At 40.6% G+C, this 14,678-nt stretch carries 18 protein-coding genes; 15 read left to right on the top strand and 3 right to left on the bottom strand.

What is annotated here, in order from left to right:
- Position 1 precedes the first annotated feature (1 nt).
- The 3 genes from rpe to spoVM are packed head-to-tail and all read left to right on the top strand — an operon-like array spanning position 2 to position 1,441.
- A complete protein-coding gene (gene rpe, locus GN217_RS04675; protein ID WP_156855500.1) occupies positions 2–661 on the top strand; it encodes a ribulose-phosphate 3-epimerase in 660 nt (219 codons plus the stop codon).
- A gap of 3 nt (positions 662–664) precedes the next feature.
- The gene (locus GN217_RS04670) at positions 665–1,318 is read left to right on the top strand and encodes a thiamine diphosphokinase (RefSeq protein WP_156855499.1); all 654 of its coding nucleotides are present in this window, start codon (positions 665–667) and stop codon (positions 1,316–1,318) included.
- Positions 1,319–1,330: 12 nt separating this feature from the next.
- On the top strand, positions 1,331–1,441 hold the full coding sequence (gene spoVM / locus GN217_RS04665) for a stage V sporulation protein SpoVM (RefSeq protein WP_229782517.1): 111 nt from the start codon (positions 1,331–1,333) through the stop codon (positions 1,439–1,441).
- Positions 1,442–1,696: 255 nt separating this feature from the next.
- Here spoVM and rpmB read toward each other — a convergent pair whose 3' ends face one another.
- Positions 1,697–1,885, bottom strand: a complete 189-nt coding sequence (gene rpmB / locus GN217_RS04660; protein ID WP_156855498.1) for a 50S ribosomal protein L28 — start codon at positions 1,883–1,885, stop codon at positions 1,697–1,699.
- Positions 1,886–2,173: 288 nt separating this feature from the next.
- On the opposite strand from rpmB, the gene GN217_RS04655 reads away from it, so the two are divergent.
- The 5 genes from GN217_RS04655 to recG all read left to right on the top strand — a co-directional run bounded on the left by GN217_RS04655 (position 2,174) and on the right by recG (position 8,218).
- Entirely contained in the window at positions 2,174–2,536 is a 363-nt protein-coding gene (locus tag GN217_RS04655; RefSeq protein ID WP_156855497.1) for an Asp23/Gls24 family envelope stress response protein, read from the top strand.
- 130 nt (positions 2,537–2,666) lie between these two features.
- Entirely contained in the window at positions 2,667–4,328 is a 1,662-nt protein-coding gene (locus GN217_RS04650; protein ID WP_156855496.1) for a DAK2 domain-containing protein, read from the top strand.
- A gap of 284 nt (positions 4,329–4,612) precedes the next feature.
- Positions 4,613–5,275 (top strand): L-serine ammonia-lyase, iron-sulfur-dependent subunit beta, encoded by a 663-nt coding sequence (gene sdaAB, locus GN217_RS04645; RefSeq protein WP_156855495.1) that lies wholly within the window; start codon positions 4,613–4,615, stop codon positions 5,273–5,275.
- A gap of 19 nt (positions 5,276–5,294) precedes the next feature.
- Positions 5,295–6,170: an L-serine ammonia-lyase, iron-sulfur-dependent, subunit alpha gene (sdaAA, locus tag GN217_RS04640; RefSeq protein ID WP_156855494.1), complete on the top strand. Its 876-nt coding sequence runs from the start codon at positions 5,295–5,297 to the stop codon at positions 6,168–6,170.
- A 14-nt stretch (positions 6,171–6,184) separates the two neighbouring features.
- Positions 6,185–8,218, top strand: a complete 2,034-nt coding sequence (gene recG, locus GN217_RS04635) for an ATP-dependent DNA helicase RecG (protein WP_156855493.1) — start codon at positions 6,185–6,187, stop codon at positions 8,216–8,218.
- Between the two features lie 127 nt (positions 8,219–8,345).
- On the opposite strand, the gene GN217_RS04630 is transcribed toward recG, so the two are convergent.
- Both GN217_RS04630 and GN217_RS04625 read right to left on the bottom strand, forming a co-directional pair.
- Positions 8,346–8,696, bottom strand: coding sequence for a tyrosine-type recombinase/integrase (locus GN217_RS04630; RefSeq protein WP_156855492.1), 351 nt, complete (start codon positions 8,694–8,696; stop codon positions 8,346–8,348).
- 110 nt (positions 8,697–8,806) lie between these two features.
- On the bottom strand, positions 8,807–9,199 hold the full coding sequence (locus GN217_RS04625) for a ferritin-like domain-containing protein (RefSeq protein WP_156855552.1): 393 nt from the start codon (positions 9,197–9,199) through the stop codon (positions 8,807–8,809).
- A 423-nt stretch (positions 9,200–9,622) separates the two neighbouring features.
- Between GN217_RS04625 and GN217_RS04620 the strand changes: the two genes are divergently transcribed.
- The 7 genes from GN217_RS04620 to rnc all read left to right on the top strand — a co-directional run bounded on the left by GN217_RS04620 (position 9,623) and on the right by rnc (position 14,674).
- Entirely contained in the window at positions 9,623–9,877 is a 255-nt protein-coding gene (locus GN217_RS04620; RefSeq protein WP_156855491.1) for a CotD family spore coat protein, read from the top strand.
- 379 nt (positions 9,878–10,256) lie between these two features.
- Entirely contained in the window at positions 10,257–10,832 is a 576-nt protein-coding gene (gene fapR / locus GN217_RS04615; RefSeq protein ID WP_156855490.1) for a transcription factor FapR, read from the top strand.
- Position 10,833: 1 nt separating this feature from the next.
- Entirely contained in the window at positions 10,834–11,829 is a 996-nt protein-coding gene (plsX, locus tag GN217_RS04610; RefSeq protein ID WP_156855489.1) for a phosphate acyltransferase PlsX, read from the top strand.
- Between the two features lie 5 nt (positions 11,830–11,834).
- On the top strand, positions 11,835–12,773 hold the full coding sequence (gene fabD / locus GN217_RS04605; protein WP_156855488.1) for an ACP S-malonyltransferase: 939 nt from the start codon (positions 11,835–11,837) through the stop codon (positions 12,771–12,773).
- A complete protein-coding gene (fabG, locus tag GN217_RS04600; RefSeq protein ID WP_156855487.1) occupies positions 12,774–13,514 on the top strand; it encodes a 3-oxoacyl-[acyl-carrier-protein] reductase in 741 nt (246 codons plus the stop codon).
- A 148-nt stretch (positions 13,515–13,662) separates the two neighbouring features.
- Positions 13,663–13,899 (top strand): acyl carrier protein, encoded by a 237-nt coding sequence (gene acpP / locus GN217_RS04595; protein WP_156855486.1) that lies wholly within the window; start codon positions 13,663–13,665, stop codon positions 13,897–13,899.
- Positions 13,900–13,981: 82 nt separating this feature from the next.
- Positions 13,982–14,674 carry a ribonuclease III gene (gene rnc / locus GN217_RS04590; protein WP_156855485.1) on the top strand — a complete coding sequence of 231 codons (693 nt, stop codon included), beginning with the start codon at positions 13,982–13,984 and terminating at the stop codon, positions 14,672–14,674.
- Positions 14,675–14,678 lie beyond the last annotated feature (4 nt).

The raw sequence follows: 14,678 nt of genomic DNA, 5'->3' as shown, positions 1-14,678 counted from the left end.
CATGGTAAAAATTGCACCATCTATTTTATCTGCTGATTTTGCTCAATTAGGTAATGAAATTAAGGAAGTCGCTACATATGGCGCTGATTATATTCACGTTGATGTGATGGATGGCCATTTCGTTCCTAATATTACGATTGGCCCATTAATTGTCGAGGCGATACGCCCGGTAACAGAACTCCCGCTTGATGTCCATTTAATGATTGAAAATCCAGATCAGTATATCCCTGCATTTGCAAAGGCTGGAGCGGATATTATAACGGTTCATCAGGAAGCTTGCACCCACTTGCACCGCACGATCCAATTAATACGGGATAATGGCGTAAAGGCGGGGGTAGTAATTAATCCAGCAACTCCTGCAGAACTCTTGTTACCAATCCTAAAAGACATTGATATGGTACTAATCATGACAGTAAACCCAGGCTTTGGTGGTCAGAAATTTATCCCAGAGACGGTGAATAAGATTCGTCAGCTTGACAGCTGGCGGAAAGAAATGGGTCTTTCCTTTGAAATTGAAGTGGATGGCGGAGTCAACACAGACACTGCAAAAATTTGTACAGATGCAGGAGCAGACGTACTTGTCGCTGGTAGTGCTATTTTCAGCCAGCCAGATAGAAAACAAGCAATTAAAGCAATTGTTGATGCGACAAGGGATGAATAATACATGAATCACCTCACAATTGGAATTGTAGGCAGTGGCCCGGGAGAAACATTGCCAGATCTCACCATTTATAAGCGTACAGTGGATTTGTGGATCGGTGCGGACCGTGGCGCTCTCCATATTCTTCGTTCCGGTTTAGAAATTCATGATGCGGTGGGGGATTTTGATTCTGTTACGACAGAAGAAATGAAACTTATCCGGGAAAAGGTAAGTAATTTTAATAAGCTGCCGAGTGAGAAAGATGAAACAGATTTAGAACTAGCGTTAAACAAAGCTTTTCAACTTCAACCGGCAACAATTCTTTTATTCGGGGTGACAGCCGGCAGGAAAGATCATGAATTAATAAATATCCAGCTATTATACCGAATTCTAGAAAAAGGGATAATCGGCAAAATCATTGATAGACAAAATCAATTAGTTTTAACGAAACCGGGAACACATACAATAGAGAGAGACCCTGATTATCCGTATGTATCTTTCGTTCCATTCAGTGAGGTTGTAGAAGGTATTACGCTAAATGGCTTTTATTATCCGTTAGAGAATGAAACAATCACCTGGGGATCAACACTTTGCATCTCCAATGAACTATCTCATGAAAGTGGGAATTTTTCGTACAGACGAGGCATATTATTATTAATAAAGAGTAGAGATTCTTAAGAGGCGTGAAGCTTGGTTTGTACGAAGGAGGGGGAACCTATTAAATTCTATACGATTAAGCTCCCAAGGTTTATTGGTGGATTTGTGAAAGTGGTCATGGGTGTATTTAAAAAAGATAAATAAAAAACACGGCTTTTGTCCATTACGCGACAGAAGCTGTGTTTTTTGCTTTAGAGACTTGATTAAATTTAGAATATGTTCAACCGTTTGCTACTGGAGATGCGCAGTTCCGATATCTCTCGCTTTCCGCGGGGAGAGTGCTACGGATCTGGATAGAAAGCTTGGTTTACAAGTTGGCATTTGGACAAAATAAAAAAGCACTCTTGGATTAGAGTACTTTTTTGGGGTTGTACACAATTCATCATGGAGCCCATGCGATTATACGCGCTCTACTTTACCTGATTTCAAAGCACGTGCGGATACATATACACGTTTTGGTTTACCATCTACCATGATACGTACTTTTTGTACATTCGCTTTCCATTTACGTCTGTTGGAGTTCATAGCATGAGAACGTAGATTTCCGCTGCTCGTTTTACGTCCAGTTACAACACATTTTCTAGCCATGACATTCCCTCCTTACTATACCAAATATCATTTTCATACTTATATAATTTATCACAAGTTAACTGAGAATGCAACGAAACTTTTTTTGCTGCAAAGAAAAATTGCTTGACAGATAGAAAAAAATCCGCCATTGTAAGAAGAGAAAATAACGAGCTTGTAAATCACACATTCACTTTTAAAAAAAGGTGGATTGTAGTAGAATAGCCTTATGCTTTATAAGTTAGTATAGGACAAGGCTTTATTAATTATTTTATTTTTACGAAATTGAAATCATGAAGGAGGATCCTCATGTCCATTGAACTTCACACAAACGATGGTCAAGTTACAATCACTAATGATGTCATCGCAACGATTGCCGGAGGTACAGCTGTAGAATGTTACGGGATTGTAGGTATGGCATCCAAAAGTCAAATACGTGATGGGATCGCTGAAATTTTACGGAAAGAAAACTATTCCCGCGGTATCGTAGTCCGGCAGGAAGATGAAGAATTGCATATCGATCTATATATCATCGTAAGCTATGGCACGAAAATTTCTGAGGTTGCGAGCAATGTGCAGTCTCAAGTGAAATATACACTGGAACAATCATTAGGCCTATCTATTGACTCGGTAAATATATACATCCAAGGAGTCCGAGTGTCTAACGATTAAGGAAAACTACATGGAATTGCTAACGCCTGTTAATCTCCTCTCTACTGTTTTCGTACAAGTTACTGAACAGTTCCTGACCGTATGAGCAGTTAACAGGAGTTAGGCATGGTTTATTTAAGGAGGAAGTATGGTGACTATACATAAGTTAGATGGTAGTCTGTTAACACAGATGATCCTCTCCGGAGCACATCACCTATCGAACAATGCACAAAAAATCGACGCATTAAATGTGTTTCCGGTACCGGACGGGGATACAGGAACAAATATGAACTTATCAATGACCTCAGGTGTAAATGAAGTGAAGCAAACGGATTCAGACGATGTTTCTGTTATTGCAAATGCATTTGCTAAAGGTTTATTGATGGGGGCGCGAGGAAACTCAGGTGTTATCCTGTCACAAATTTTCCGCGGATTTGGTAGAGGAATGGAAAATTTAGAAACATTGGAAGCAGAAGACTTTGCCCATGCATTCGAAGCTGGAGTGACTACAGCCTATAAAGCGGTAATGAAACCTGTAGAGGGAACAATCCTTACTGTTGCAAAAGATGCAGCTAATAAAGCAGTAGAAATTGCTAAGGTGGAAACAGATATTATCGCCCTCATGGAGAAAACTTTAATTGAAGCGAAGGCATCCTTAAAGCGTACACCGGATTTACTTCCTGTTTTAAAAGAAGTTGGTGTTGTTGATTCGGGAGGACAGGGATTAGTGACGATTTATGAAGGATTCCTAGCGGCGCTTAAAGGGGAAGAACTTCCAGAAGAAACAGTTGAAGTAGAGATGGAAGATCTTGTCAATGCGGAACATCATAAAATAACGCAAGATTTCATGGATACATCTGAAATTGTTTACGGATATTGTACAGAGTTTATGGTTAAATTTGAAGACGATAAGCTAAAAGACTATCCATATAATGAAGAGGAATTCCGTGAAACATTAAGTGAAATAGGGGATTCCTTACTTGTTGTTTCCGATGATGAAATTGTTAAAGTTCATGTTCATTCCGAACAGCCAGGAGATTGTTTAACACTCGGACAGCGCTACGGTAGTTTGATTAACATGAAGATCGAAAATATGCGTGAACAGCATAGTGCGATTGTTAGCAACAAAGAAAAAACAAACACACCGATAGAAAAAGCCGAGTATGGCATTGTTACCGTTACAATGGGGGCTGGACTTAAAGCGTTGTTTGAAAGTCTCGGGGCCACAGTAGTTATTGAGGGCGGACAAACAATGAATCCGAGCACGAAGGATATTACAGAAGCAATAACGAGAGCCCATGCTAAAAATGTACTCGTTCTGCCAAACAATAAGAATATCCAAATGGCAGCTGAGCAGGCAGCAGACATCGCGGACGAAAATGTCGCTGTAGTTCCGACAAGAACAATCCCTCAAGGGATCAGTGCCATGCTTGTCTTTGATCCTGAAGCTGAGTTAGCAGCGAACCAGGAAGCGATGGAGGCGGCTAGTAAAGAAGTGAAAACTGGCCAAATTACGTATGCCGTTCGTGATACGCAAATTGATGGGATAACGATTGAAAAAGATCACTTTATGGCAATTGAAGATGGTAAGATTATTGCTTCCAACGAAAAGAAACAAGAAGCTGTCAAATCGTTATTAAACGAACTTATCACAGAAGACGATGAAATCTTGACCATTCTTTATGGTGAAGATGTTACAGAAACAGAAGTCGCTGAGATAGAAGCTTATGTTGAAGAGTACTTTGAGGATATAGAGATTGAAATCCATAACGGAGAACAGCCAATCTATTCCTATATCTTCGCTGTCGAATAAACCAAATCACCAACCGCATCTACCAAACAACCTCGGTACGATGCGGTTTTTTAGTCCATCATAAGAACGGTCACGTCATGTGACGAGCTCCGTAACTAGAACAACCTTTGGCCAAGGTGAGACCTTAGTGCTTAGCCCGAAGATTAACCTGTTCGCCTACGGAAAGCGAGAGATATCGGAATTGCGGACCTTGAGTAGAAAAACCTTCCTGTATTATGCATGCTGTAAGCTTTTTTGCTATAATTGGAGTGGAAATGAGTAGTCGATAAAAGGCGGTGTTTAAGATGAAATATAATTCCGTATTCGATATTATTGGACCGGTGATGATTGGGCCATCAAGCTCACATACGGCAGGAGCTGCGCGAATTGGGCTTGCTGCACGCAATTTGTTTGGAAAACAGCCAACATGGGCGAAAATCTATCTCTATGAATCTTTCGCCAAAACGTACAAAGGCCATGGAACAGATTTTGCACTTGCAGGTGGATTACTTGGATTTGCAACAGATGACGTCAGGATGAGCAAAGCTTTAACTATTGCAAAAGAAAATGGATTGGAAATTGAATTTATTGAAGATAACTCACGTGTAGATCACCCGAATACTGCAAGACTCCTTATCGGTGATGATAAAGACAAGTTAGAATTAGTCGGAATTTCAATTGGTGGCGGAAAAGTAGAAATTACTGAATTGAACGGATTCCAGTTAAGGCTTTCAGGAAACCATCCGGCGATTCTTATTATGCATAACGACCGCTTTGGGACTATTGCATCGGTAACCGAAGTATTGGCGAAACACGAAATTAACATCGGACATATGGAAGTGAACCGGAAAGATGTCGGGAAAGAGGCGCTAATGGTCATTGAAGTCGACCAAAATGTCGATGATAATCTATTAAAAGAATTACAATCTAGGGAACATATTATCCAGATTTCGAAAATAGAAAGTTAGAATCGAAAGGGGAATGCACATGTTTCGCACAATTGCTGAATTGGTGGAAATTGCAGAGACGAAAAACATACCGATTTCGGAAGTAATGATTCTTCAGGAAATGGATGTTAAAGAGCGCAGCCGTGAAGACATAGTTTTAGAAATGGAAAAGAATTTGCAAGTGATGGAAAATGCTATTGAACGAGCATTACAAGGTGTACAGTCAGTAACCGGGCTTACAGGCGGAGACGCAGTGCTTGTACAGAAATATATGCAAGAGAAAACACCGTTATCTGGACCAATCCTACTTGATGCAGTCAGTAAAGCGATGGGGACGAATGAAGTAAATGCTGCGATGGGGGTTATTTGTGCTACACCAACAGCTGGGAGCGCCGGATGTGTACCGGGGACACTTTTTGCGGTGAAGAACCAGTTGAACCCGACCCGTGAGCAAATGATCCGTTACTTATTCACTGCAGGAGCTTTCGGTTTTGTTGTAGCGAACAATGCGTTTATTTCAGGTGCCGCTGGTGGATGTCAAGCTGAAGTCGGTTCAGCAGGCGCGATGGCAGCGGCTGCAATTGTGGAAATGGCAGGTGGTACTGCTCAACAATCTGCTGATGCCTTTGCGATTACATTAAAAAATATGCTCGGTTTAGTTTGTGATCCAGTAGCTGGATTAGTTGAAGTGCCTTGCGTAAAACGGAATGCGCTAGGTTCCTCTCAAGCGATTGTTTCTGCTGATCTCGCTTTAGCTGGTGTAACAAGCAGGATTCCAGCAGATGAAGTAGTTGGTGCAATGTACCGGATTGGCAGACAGATGCCCTCAAGTCTTCGGGAGACTGGGGAAGGAGGTCTTGCTGATACTCCAACGGGAAGACTTTTAAAGGAAAAAATATTTGGTGTTTCTGTTTAGAAAGAGTGATTGCCTTGCTTAACGAATCAGTAAAAAATGTAAAAGGAATCGGGGGAAAATTTGCCGAAGATTTAAACCTAATGAATGTATATACGATTGAAGATTTGTTGCATTATTTGCCGTATAAATATGACGTATTGGAAGTTTTACCGCTAAGCGAACTAATCCATGAAGATAAAGTAACGATTGTGGGAAGGATTTTATACGAGCCTTCCCTTACTTTTTATGGAAGAAAAAAGTCGCGTTTAGTATTAACGGTAGATGTTGAGAATGTTGCAATCAAAGCGGTAATGTTCAATCGCGCGTTCGCGAAGAAACAATTGAATGCAGGGGATACTGTTACGCTTACTGGTAAATGGGACGCCCATAGACTGCAGATTACCGTCAGCAACTATCGCAAGGGTGCCCAGGAAGATTCGACAGAAATCCAACCAATGTATTCTGTAAAAGGAGACATAACAAATTACCGGTTGAAAAAGGTGATTTCTCAAGCGCTTGAAGATTATGGTGACCAAATAACAGAGATTCTTCCTGAGTCCTATTTAACAGCATATAAGCTACCATCTCGGAAAGATGCGGTAGAAATGCTGCACTTTCCGCAAAATCGTGTTCAACTGAAGCATGCACGAAGAAGATACATTTATGAGGAATTTTTACTTTTCCAGTTGAAAATGCAGCTTTTACGTAAGAAGCATCGAGAAGCAACAGAAGGGAATGCACAAAAGTATGATGAAGAAAAAGTGAACAGCTTTATCGAACGATTTCCTTTCAAATTAACAAATGCGCAAAATTCCTCACTTGAAGAAATTCTCTTAGACATGCGTTCTTCATACCGGATGAATCGGTTGTTGCAGGGTGATGTAGGTTCAGGGAAGACTGCAGTTGCAGCCATCTGTCTTTATGCTTCTTTGACAGCCGGAAAACAAGGGGCATTAATGGTCCCAACGGAAATACTTGCGGAACAGCATTATCAATCCTTACAAGAATTGTTCGGGGAGCTTGCGAATGTGCGTCTTCTTACAGGGTCGGTGAAGACGAAGGAGCGTAGAGAGATATTAACTGGACTTGAGGCGGGGGATGTAGATTTAATCATCGGTACCCATGCATTGATTCAAGATGATGTCCTATTCCAAGATCTCGGTCTTGTGATTGTTGATGAACAGCATCGTTTCGGAGTAGAGCAGCGCCGAACGCTAAGGGATAAAGGACTGCATCCCGACGTGTTATTTATGACGGCAACTCCGATTCCCCGTACGCTGGCAATTACGGCTTTTGGTGACATGGATGTGTCCCAAATAAATGAGATGCCAGCTGGGAGAAAAGAAGTAGAAACCCTCTGGGTAAAAGAAAATATGTTTGAGCGTATTTTGAATTTTATAATCAAACATGTGGAAAGTGGTGAACAAGCATATCTCATCAGCCCACTCATCGAAGAATCCGATAAATTGGATATCCAGAATGCCGTCGATCTTTATCATCAATTGGTTGAGTTTTTCCCACCGGAAATAAAGGTTGGCTTAATGCACGGCCGTCTTCCAGCTGATGAAAAAGATGCGGTTATGAAAGAGTATGCTGAAAACAAAATTCAAGTTCTCGTTTCAACAACAGTTGTTGAAGTTGGAGTGAATGTTCCAAATGCCACAATTATGGTTATTTATGATGCTGAACGCTTCGGGTTGGCGCAACTTCACCAGTTGCGAGGGAGAGTTGGAAGAGGCGACAAGCAAAGTTATTGTATCTTGATTGCTGAACCGAAGAATGATGTGGGGAAGGAAAGAATGAGCATTATGACAGAGACAAATAACGGATTTGAATTGGCGGAAAGGGATCTGCAGCTCCGGGGTCCTGGTGACTTCTTTGGGAGAAAGCAAAGTGGGATCCCGGAATTTAAAGTAGCGGATATGGTACATGATTATCGGGCACTTGAAACGGCAAGAAATGATGCAACTTATATTGTCAATCAGGAATTGCTCGAGACAGATTGCGAATACAGAAAACTACGGGACTTGCTCGAAACAGATCCAGACCTTCATACGAAATTAGATTGATTTTCTCAGAATGGCTTGCATTTCGTATTATATCTTACTGTTGTAATGCTTATAAGCCCTCAAATCCTTTGATACCTAGGGATTTGAGGGTGATGTTTTTCAAACCACTTCCAAAAGTATCCTCAGTCTAACTATTTATCATTTCACTAAATATTTCTACCGCTTGTAAATCTGCATCTTCATCAGAGTGGTCATAGGTTCGATTAATTTCCTCGGCAGTATTTCCAGGACGCTTTGCTACCGTTGCTATTGAAACTTTATTATTCAATAAAATAGTAGCGTGGGCGTGTCTTAATCCATGCGCTGTTATTCTTTTAATACCGGTATTTTCAATTACTTTATTTAAAGCGTTATTAATGGTCATTTGACTAACAGGAGTTGCTCTGGTGTGAGAAATAAAGACAAAATCAATTTCATCTAGATGCTTTCCAGAGGATAGTGATGAGAGTGAAAACGGAATGAAGGGAAGCGATAGCATGGACAAAACCTACTAAAAACATTTCATCTATTCATTCTACGAGAAAGCAGACCAAATCACGGGGAATGCAGATTAGAAAAGCCGACAGAATAGGTCGGCAACTGCTCATATTAATGGTGATTCATAAAATACAAAAACCAAACTGCATGGTTTTGTTCATCGGCTGCAGCTTGAGTAAATGCTTCTTTAATAACTGGATTATTCGTTTTTCTAGCTATCTGATAATAAAAGTCAACTGTTTCTTGCTCATCTTTAAACGATGCGAGTATACCACTTCGAAAATCAGCAGGGCATTGTTCTGTTTGTTTTGGAGAGGGTGGATTTCCTGTAAGAGATGCATAGAGATGGGAAAATGTTTGGTAATGTCTAATCTCATCATTTCTTATTTCGAGAATGAGATTATTAATTTCAGTATTCGGAGATTGATTTGCCAATTGCTCATAGCAGTGAATTGCACTATATTCACCATTTATAGCTTTGGTTAGATCAGCAACAATTTCCATATTTTCAGAAGGCTGCCTATGGTAATATTGCACTAGTAATCACTCCTTTTTATCAATATATGGGTGGATCAATTATATGTATCTTGTCTTATTGAGATGAGAGCCTTGTTGCATAGTTCCTAATACCAAGGGCGCTAGGGCTAAGGTTAAGAGATGGTTTGATGATTCTAAGATCAACAAAACAGAGTATAATAAAAATTTAAGAGATGCTAATATCGAAATACGAAGTTACCTTATTGTAGTACCGAAAGAATTTAGCATTCTCCCCATCATCGAGGCACTCATTAAATCGGGCGGCTCGAATATTAGTTTTATAAGAAGCTACCTTTTAAGAAACTCTATATTTTGGTAATATAATCTATACAACCTTTATTCTTTTGCATAAATTATATATATTATCGCCAAAGAAGGAGGCTCTTAATTATGGAACCGAACCAACATGAAAGAAGACAAGAAGAAGTTATCACCTGCCCAACTAAAAAGGTGGTAAATGTAAGAACTAGAGAACTGGTTAGAACATTTATTCATCCAACTGAAATAATTAATGTGAATAGGACCATTATTAGAAACAAACATAAATACTCAGTCCATGAAAGAGAAGTTCATGAAAAGGTTGAAGAAGGGACCCCGGGTTGCGATGTAAAGCGTGAAAGGAGACCGAGACCTTTTTGGTTTTAGAAATAAAAAGAGCCAGCTTGCCCTTAATGGAAGTAAACTGGCTCTTTTTATGGCATGTACCACAAAATTCTTATCGAGTGGCTTGAATATTATCAAGGAAACGTTGCTACACTTGAGTTATAATAAAATAAATGCTACCCTTAAATAAGCATTTGTGTTACTATTAGTACCAAGTCTTAAAGTGAAACTTCATCCAGTAGGGTTTCGACAGGAAGTTCCTATCTAGTCGGCGTTTCATTCCCCCATTGAACATTAGTTGAACCAGTCGAGTAGTTACTGGCAGACGCTCTCACACTTAGAATTAAATAGTTACTTTTTTGATAGGTGGGAGTCCTTCAGCCAGTTACACTGCGATAAAGTACGGTGTGGAAGGTGCAGAATGAAAAAAACAAAAGCAGAAAGACAGCAGCTTCTAAAAGAGAAAATCGAGGAAATTCCATTTATTACAGATGAACAATTGGCGAATGAATTTAATGTAAGCATTCAAACGATCCGGTTAGACCGGATGGAACTCGGTATTCCCGAAATGCGTGAGCGAATTAAGTCCGTTGCGAAAGACCAATGGAATGAAACGGTTCGTGCTTTGCAAATTGAAGAGGTGATTGGTGAAATCATTGATTTAGAACTGGATGAGCGAGCAATTTCTATTTTGGATATCTCAAAAGATCTTGTCTTTTCAAGAAACAAGATTGCTAGAGGGCACCATTTATTCGCCCAAGCCAATTCACTTGCGGTAGCTGTAATCAATGATGAACTGGCACTGACTGCCAAATCGGAAATCACCTTTACCCGCCAAGTAAAGGAAGGTGAGCGGGTTATTGCCAAAGCAACGGTCGAAGGAAAAAATGATAAAGGGTTGACAGTTGTTCGCGTTACAAGTTATGTAGAACAGGAAGTTGTGTTTACAGGCACTTTTCAAATGTTCCAATCCAATGAGGAAACAGGTGACGAATAATATGAAATTAGCAATAGATGCAATGGGTGGTGACCATGCACCGAAAGAAATCGTCGAAGGTGCAATGGACGCTATTCGTGAGTTTGACGACTTATCGATTACATTAATAGGTGACGAAGCGAAAATCAAAACTTATTTAACAGATTCGAAAAACATCTCAATCATACATACAGAAGAAGTAATTACGAGTGAAGATGAACCGGTACGGGCCGTTCGTCGTAAAAAGGATGCCTCCCTTGTATTGATGACTAAAGAAGTTAAAGAGGGAAGAGCGGATGCTTGTATTTCTGCTGGAAATACTGGTGCCTTAATGAGTGCCGGTCTCTTTATCGTTGGACGGATTCCAGGGATTTCCCGTCCGGCATTAAGTCCAACACTTCCGACTATTAATGGACAAGGTTTCGTGTTTCTTGATGTTGGGGCAAATGTAGAAGCGAAAGCAAGCCATTTGCTGCAGTACGGTATTATGGGATCGATCTATTCGGAAAAGGTAAGAGGGATTAAAAATCCGACTGTAGCCCTTTTAAACGTTGGGACCGAAGACACCAAAGGAAATGAACTAACGAAGAAAGCCTTTGAATTGCTGGGAGAAGCACCAATCAATTTTATCGGAAACGTCGAAGCTCGTGATTTGTTTGATCATGCAGCAGATGTCGTTGTAACGGATGGTTTTAGCGGGAATGTTGCATTAAAGACAATTGAGGGGACAGCACAAACTGTTTTTACCTTACTCAAAGAAACGTTTATGTCCTCTATTAAAACGAAACTCGCTGCAGGTCTTGTGAAAAATGACTTAGGAGCACTGAAAAACCGGTTAGATTACTCAGAATATGGCGGAGCTGGTCTTTTCGGCCTTGCTGCACCGGTCATTAAAGCCCACGGTTCATCGAAAAGCCGGGCGATTGTTAACGCAATACGTCAAGCGAAACATATGGTTGACCATGATGTAACAGAAATGATAGGCGAAACGATAGGAACAATGAATGTAGAGGAGTGAGTGATATGAAACGGGTAGCATTTATGTTCCCTGGGCAAGGTTCCCAAGCTGTTGGGATGGGGAAAGAATTTTATGATACGTATCCAGAAGTGAAAGAATTCTTTCACCGAGCGAATGATTTATTAAATAAAGATATTACAGATATAATGTTTAACGGACCTCAAGAAACGCTAACGGAAACGGAAAATGCTCAACCTGCACTCCTGCTTACGAGTGTAGCGATCGAGCAAGTTTTGCTAAAAGAAGGTATTCAACCAATTATGACAGTCGGCCATAGTCTCGGTGAATACAGTGCATTAGTGGCTTCCGGATCTATATCCTTTGAAGACGCCGTCCCCCTTGTTGCAACAAGAGGTCGCTTGATGGAGCGAGCTTTTCCAAAGGGGCAAGGAACGATGGCTGCAGTCCTTGGTCTTTCTGAAGAAGAAATCACAGAAGTCTTACAGGGAATTAAGGAGGAAGTAGTTGATCTTGCTAACTTGAATTGTCCTGGACAAATTGTTATTTCGGGTTCTGTAAAAGGCATTGAAATCGCTGCAGAACAATTAAAACAAAAAGGTGCAAAACGAGTTCTTCCGCTTAATGTCAGTGGACCATTCCATTCCAGGCTAATGAAAACGGCGAACGAAGAATTTGCAAGTTACTTAGATGGGATTGAGATTAACAATGCAAGCATTCCAGTCTATGCAAATGTCTCTGCTACTCCGGTGACAGCAAAAGATGAAATTAAAGATTTACTCATCAAGCAGCTTTATTCACCAGTTCAATTTGAAGCATCCATTCGGGCTATGATGACAGAAGAAATCGATGCTTTTGTTGAAATAGGAAACGGTAAAGTATTATCTGGCCTGCTCCGGAAAATCGACCGAAAAACGAAAACATTTGCTGTGCAAGATACGAAATCATTACACGACTTTTTGGAATGGTACAAGGAGGATGCTTAAATGTTAAAGGGCAAAAGCGTATTAGTAACTGGTGCGTCTAGAGGTATCGGCAGAACGATTGCAATTGAATTTGCAAAGCAAGGAGCCAATGTTGCTGTTAACTATGCAGGAAGTGAAGCGAAAGCAAAAGAAGTAGCTGAAGAACTTAAAAGCTATGGTGTCCAATCGTTCCCGGTTCAAGCCAACGTTTCAGACGAAGATAGCGTAAAAGCAATGGTAAAAGAAGTAATTAATGAATTCGGCAGCTTGGACGTCCTTGTAAATAATGCTGGTGTTACGAGAGATAATTTATTGATGCGTATGAAGGAAGAAGAATTTGACGATGTTATTAACACAAATTTAAAAGGTGTCTTCCTTTGTACGAAAGCCGTAACAAGGCAAATGATGAAGCAACGTGCGGGCAGAATTGTCAATGTTGCGTCGATTGTCGGAGTAAGCGGAAACCCAGGACAAGCCAATTACGTAGCAGCAAAAGCAGGAGTAATCGGGCTTACAAAGACAACAGCAAAAGAACTAGCTTCCCGAAACATTTTAGTGAATGCAGTTGCGCCGGGCTTTATCTCAACAGATATGACCGATGCACTAAATGATGAACAAAAGGAAGCTATGCTATCGATGATCCCGTTAGATCGCTTTGGTGAACCGGAAGATGTCGCGAAAGTTGTGCGCTTCTTAGCCTCCGAAGACGCTAGCTATATCACCGGACAAACGATACATATTGATGGCGGAATGGTGATGTAACAAACAAAGGTGTAGCGCCATTACAATAAGTTTCGCGGACGCCTGGGACCCGGAGATCACTCGACTCACCGAAGAGTGTTTGTATTTATTTGGTCTTTGCCGGGCAGAGAGCAGACGTGGCTATTAACTTTGAAGGGAGGTGAACGGTGTGGCAGATGTGTTTGAACGTGTAAAAGAAATCATTGTTGATCGTCTTGATGTAGAAGAGGAAAAAGTTACGTTGGAAGCGTCATTTAAAGATGACCTTGAAGCGGATTCCCTTGACGTAGTTGAGCTTGTAATGGAGCTTGAAGACGAATTCGACATGGAAATCGCTGATGAAGAAGCTGAGAAAATTAATACAGTGGGTGACGCTGTAAATTATATCAACAGTGTTTCTCAATAATAAAAGAGGGAAGAGGCTGGGATTTTACATACAATGAGAGTGTTTTATCCCGGTCTCTTCATATTTTGAAGAGGTGAGCTGTATGGATTTGAGTGAACTAGAACAACAGCTGCAGATTAATTTTAAGCAAAAATCATTGTTACATCAGGCATTTACCCATTCATCCTATGTGAATGAGCATCGTCAAGAAGAGTTTTCGGACAATGAAAGATTGGAATTCCTTGGGGATGCGGTACTAGAGTTGGGTGTTTCCCAATATCTTTATTCCACCTACCAGCAGATGCCGGAGGGGGAATTGTCGAAGTTACGTGCATCTATTGTTTGTGAGCCTTCATTAGAAAACTTTGCAAGGGATTTACAATTTGGAGAGTATTTACTGCTTGGCAGGGGCGAAGAGCAAACGGGTGGAAGAGATCGTCCTGCCATATTAGCGGACGTCTTTGAAGCGTTTTTAGGTGCATTGTATCTCGATCAAGGCTATGAAAAAGTTCTTGAGTTTTTAGGGGAACATGTCTTTCCGAAAATAAAAATTGGCGCTTTTTCGCATGGGATGGATTATAAAAGCAAGCTTCAGGAATTTGTGCAACAAGATAAAAACCAAAAGGTGACTTATGAAGTTGTAGAAGAAAAAGGTCCCTCACATGATCGGGAATTTCTCGTTCACGTAAGTATCAATGGAAAAACAATTGGCGAAGGACTCGGCAGATCCAAAAAAGAAGCCGAACAACGCGCCGCAAAACTTGCGTTGGATCAATTAAATGGACCGAAAAAATAAATCA

The sequence above is a fragment of the Oceanobacillus sp. AG genome, assembly GCF_009746545.1.
Classification (GTDB): domain Bacteria; phylum Bacillota; class Bacilli; order Bacillales; family Amphibacillaceae; genus Oceanobacillus; species Oceanobacillus indicireducens.
This window is presented reverse-complemented; position numbering and strand designations above follow the sequence as displayed.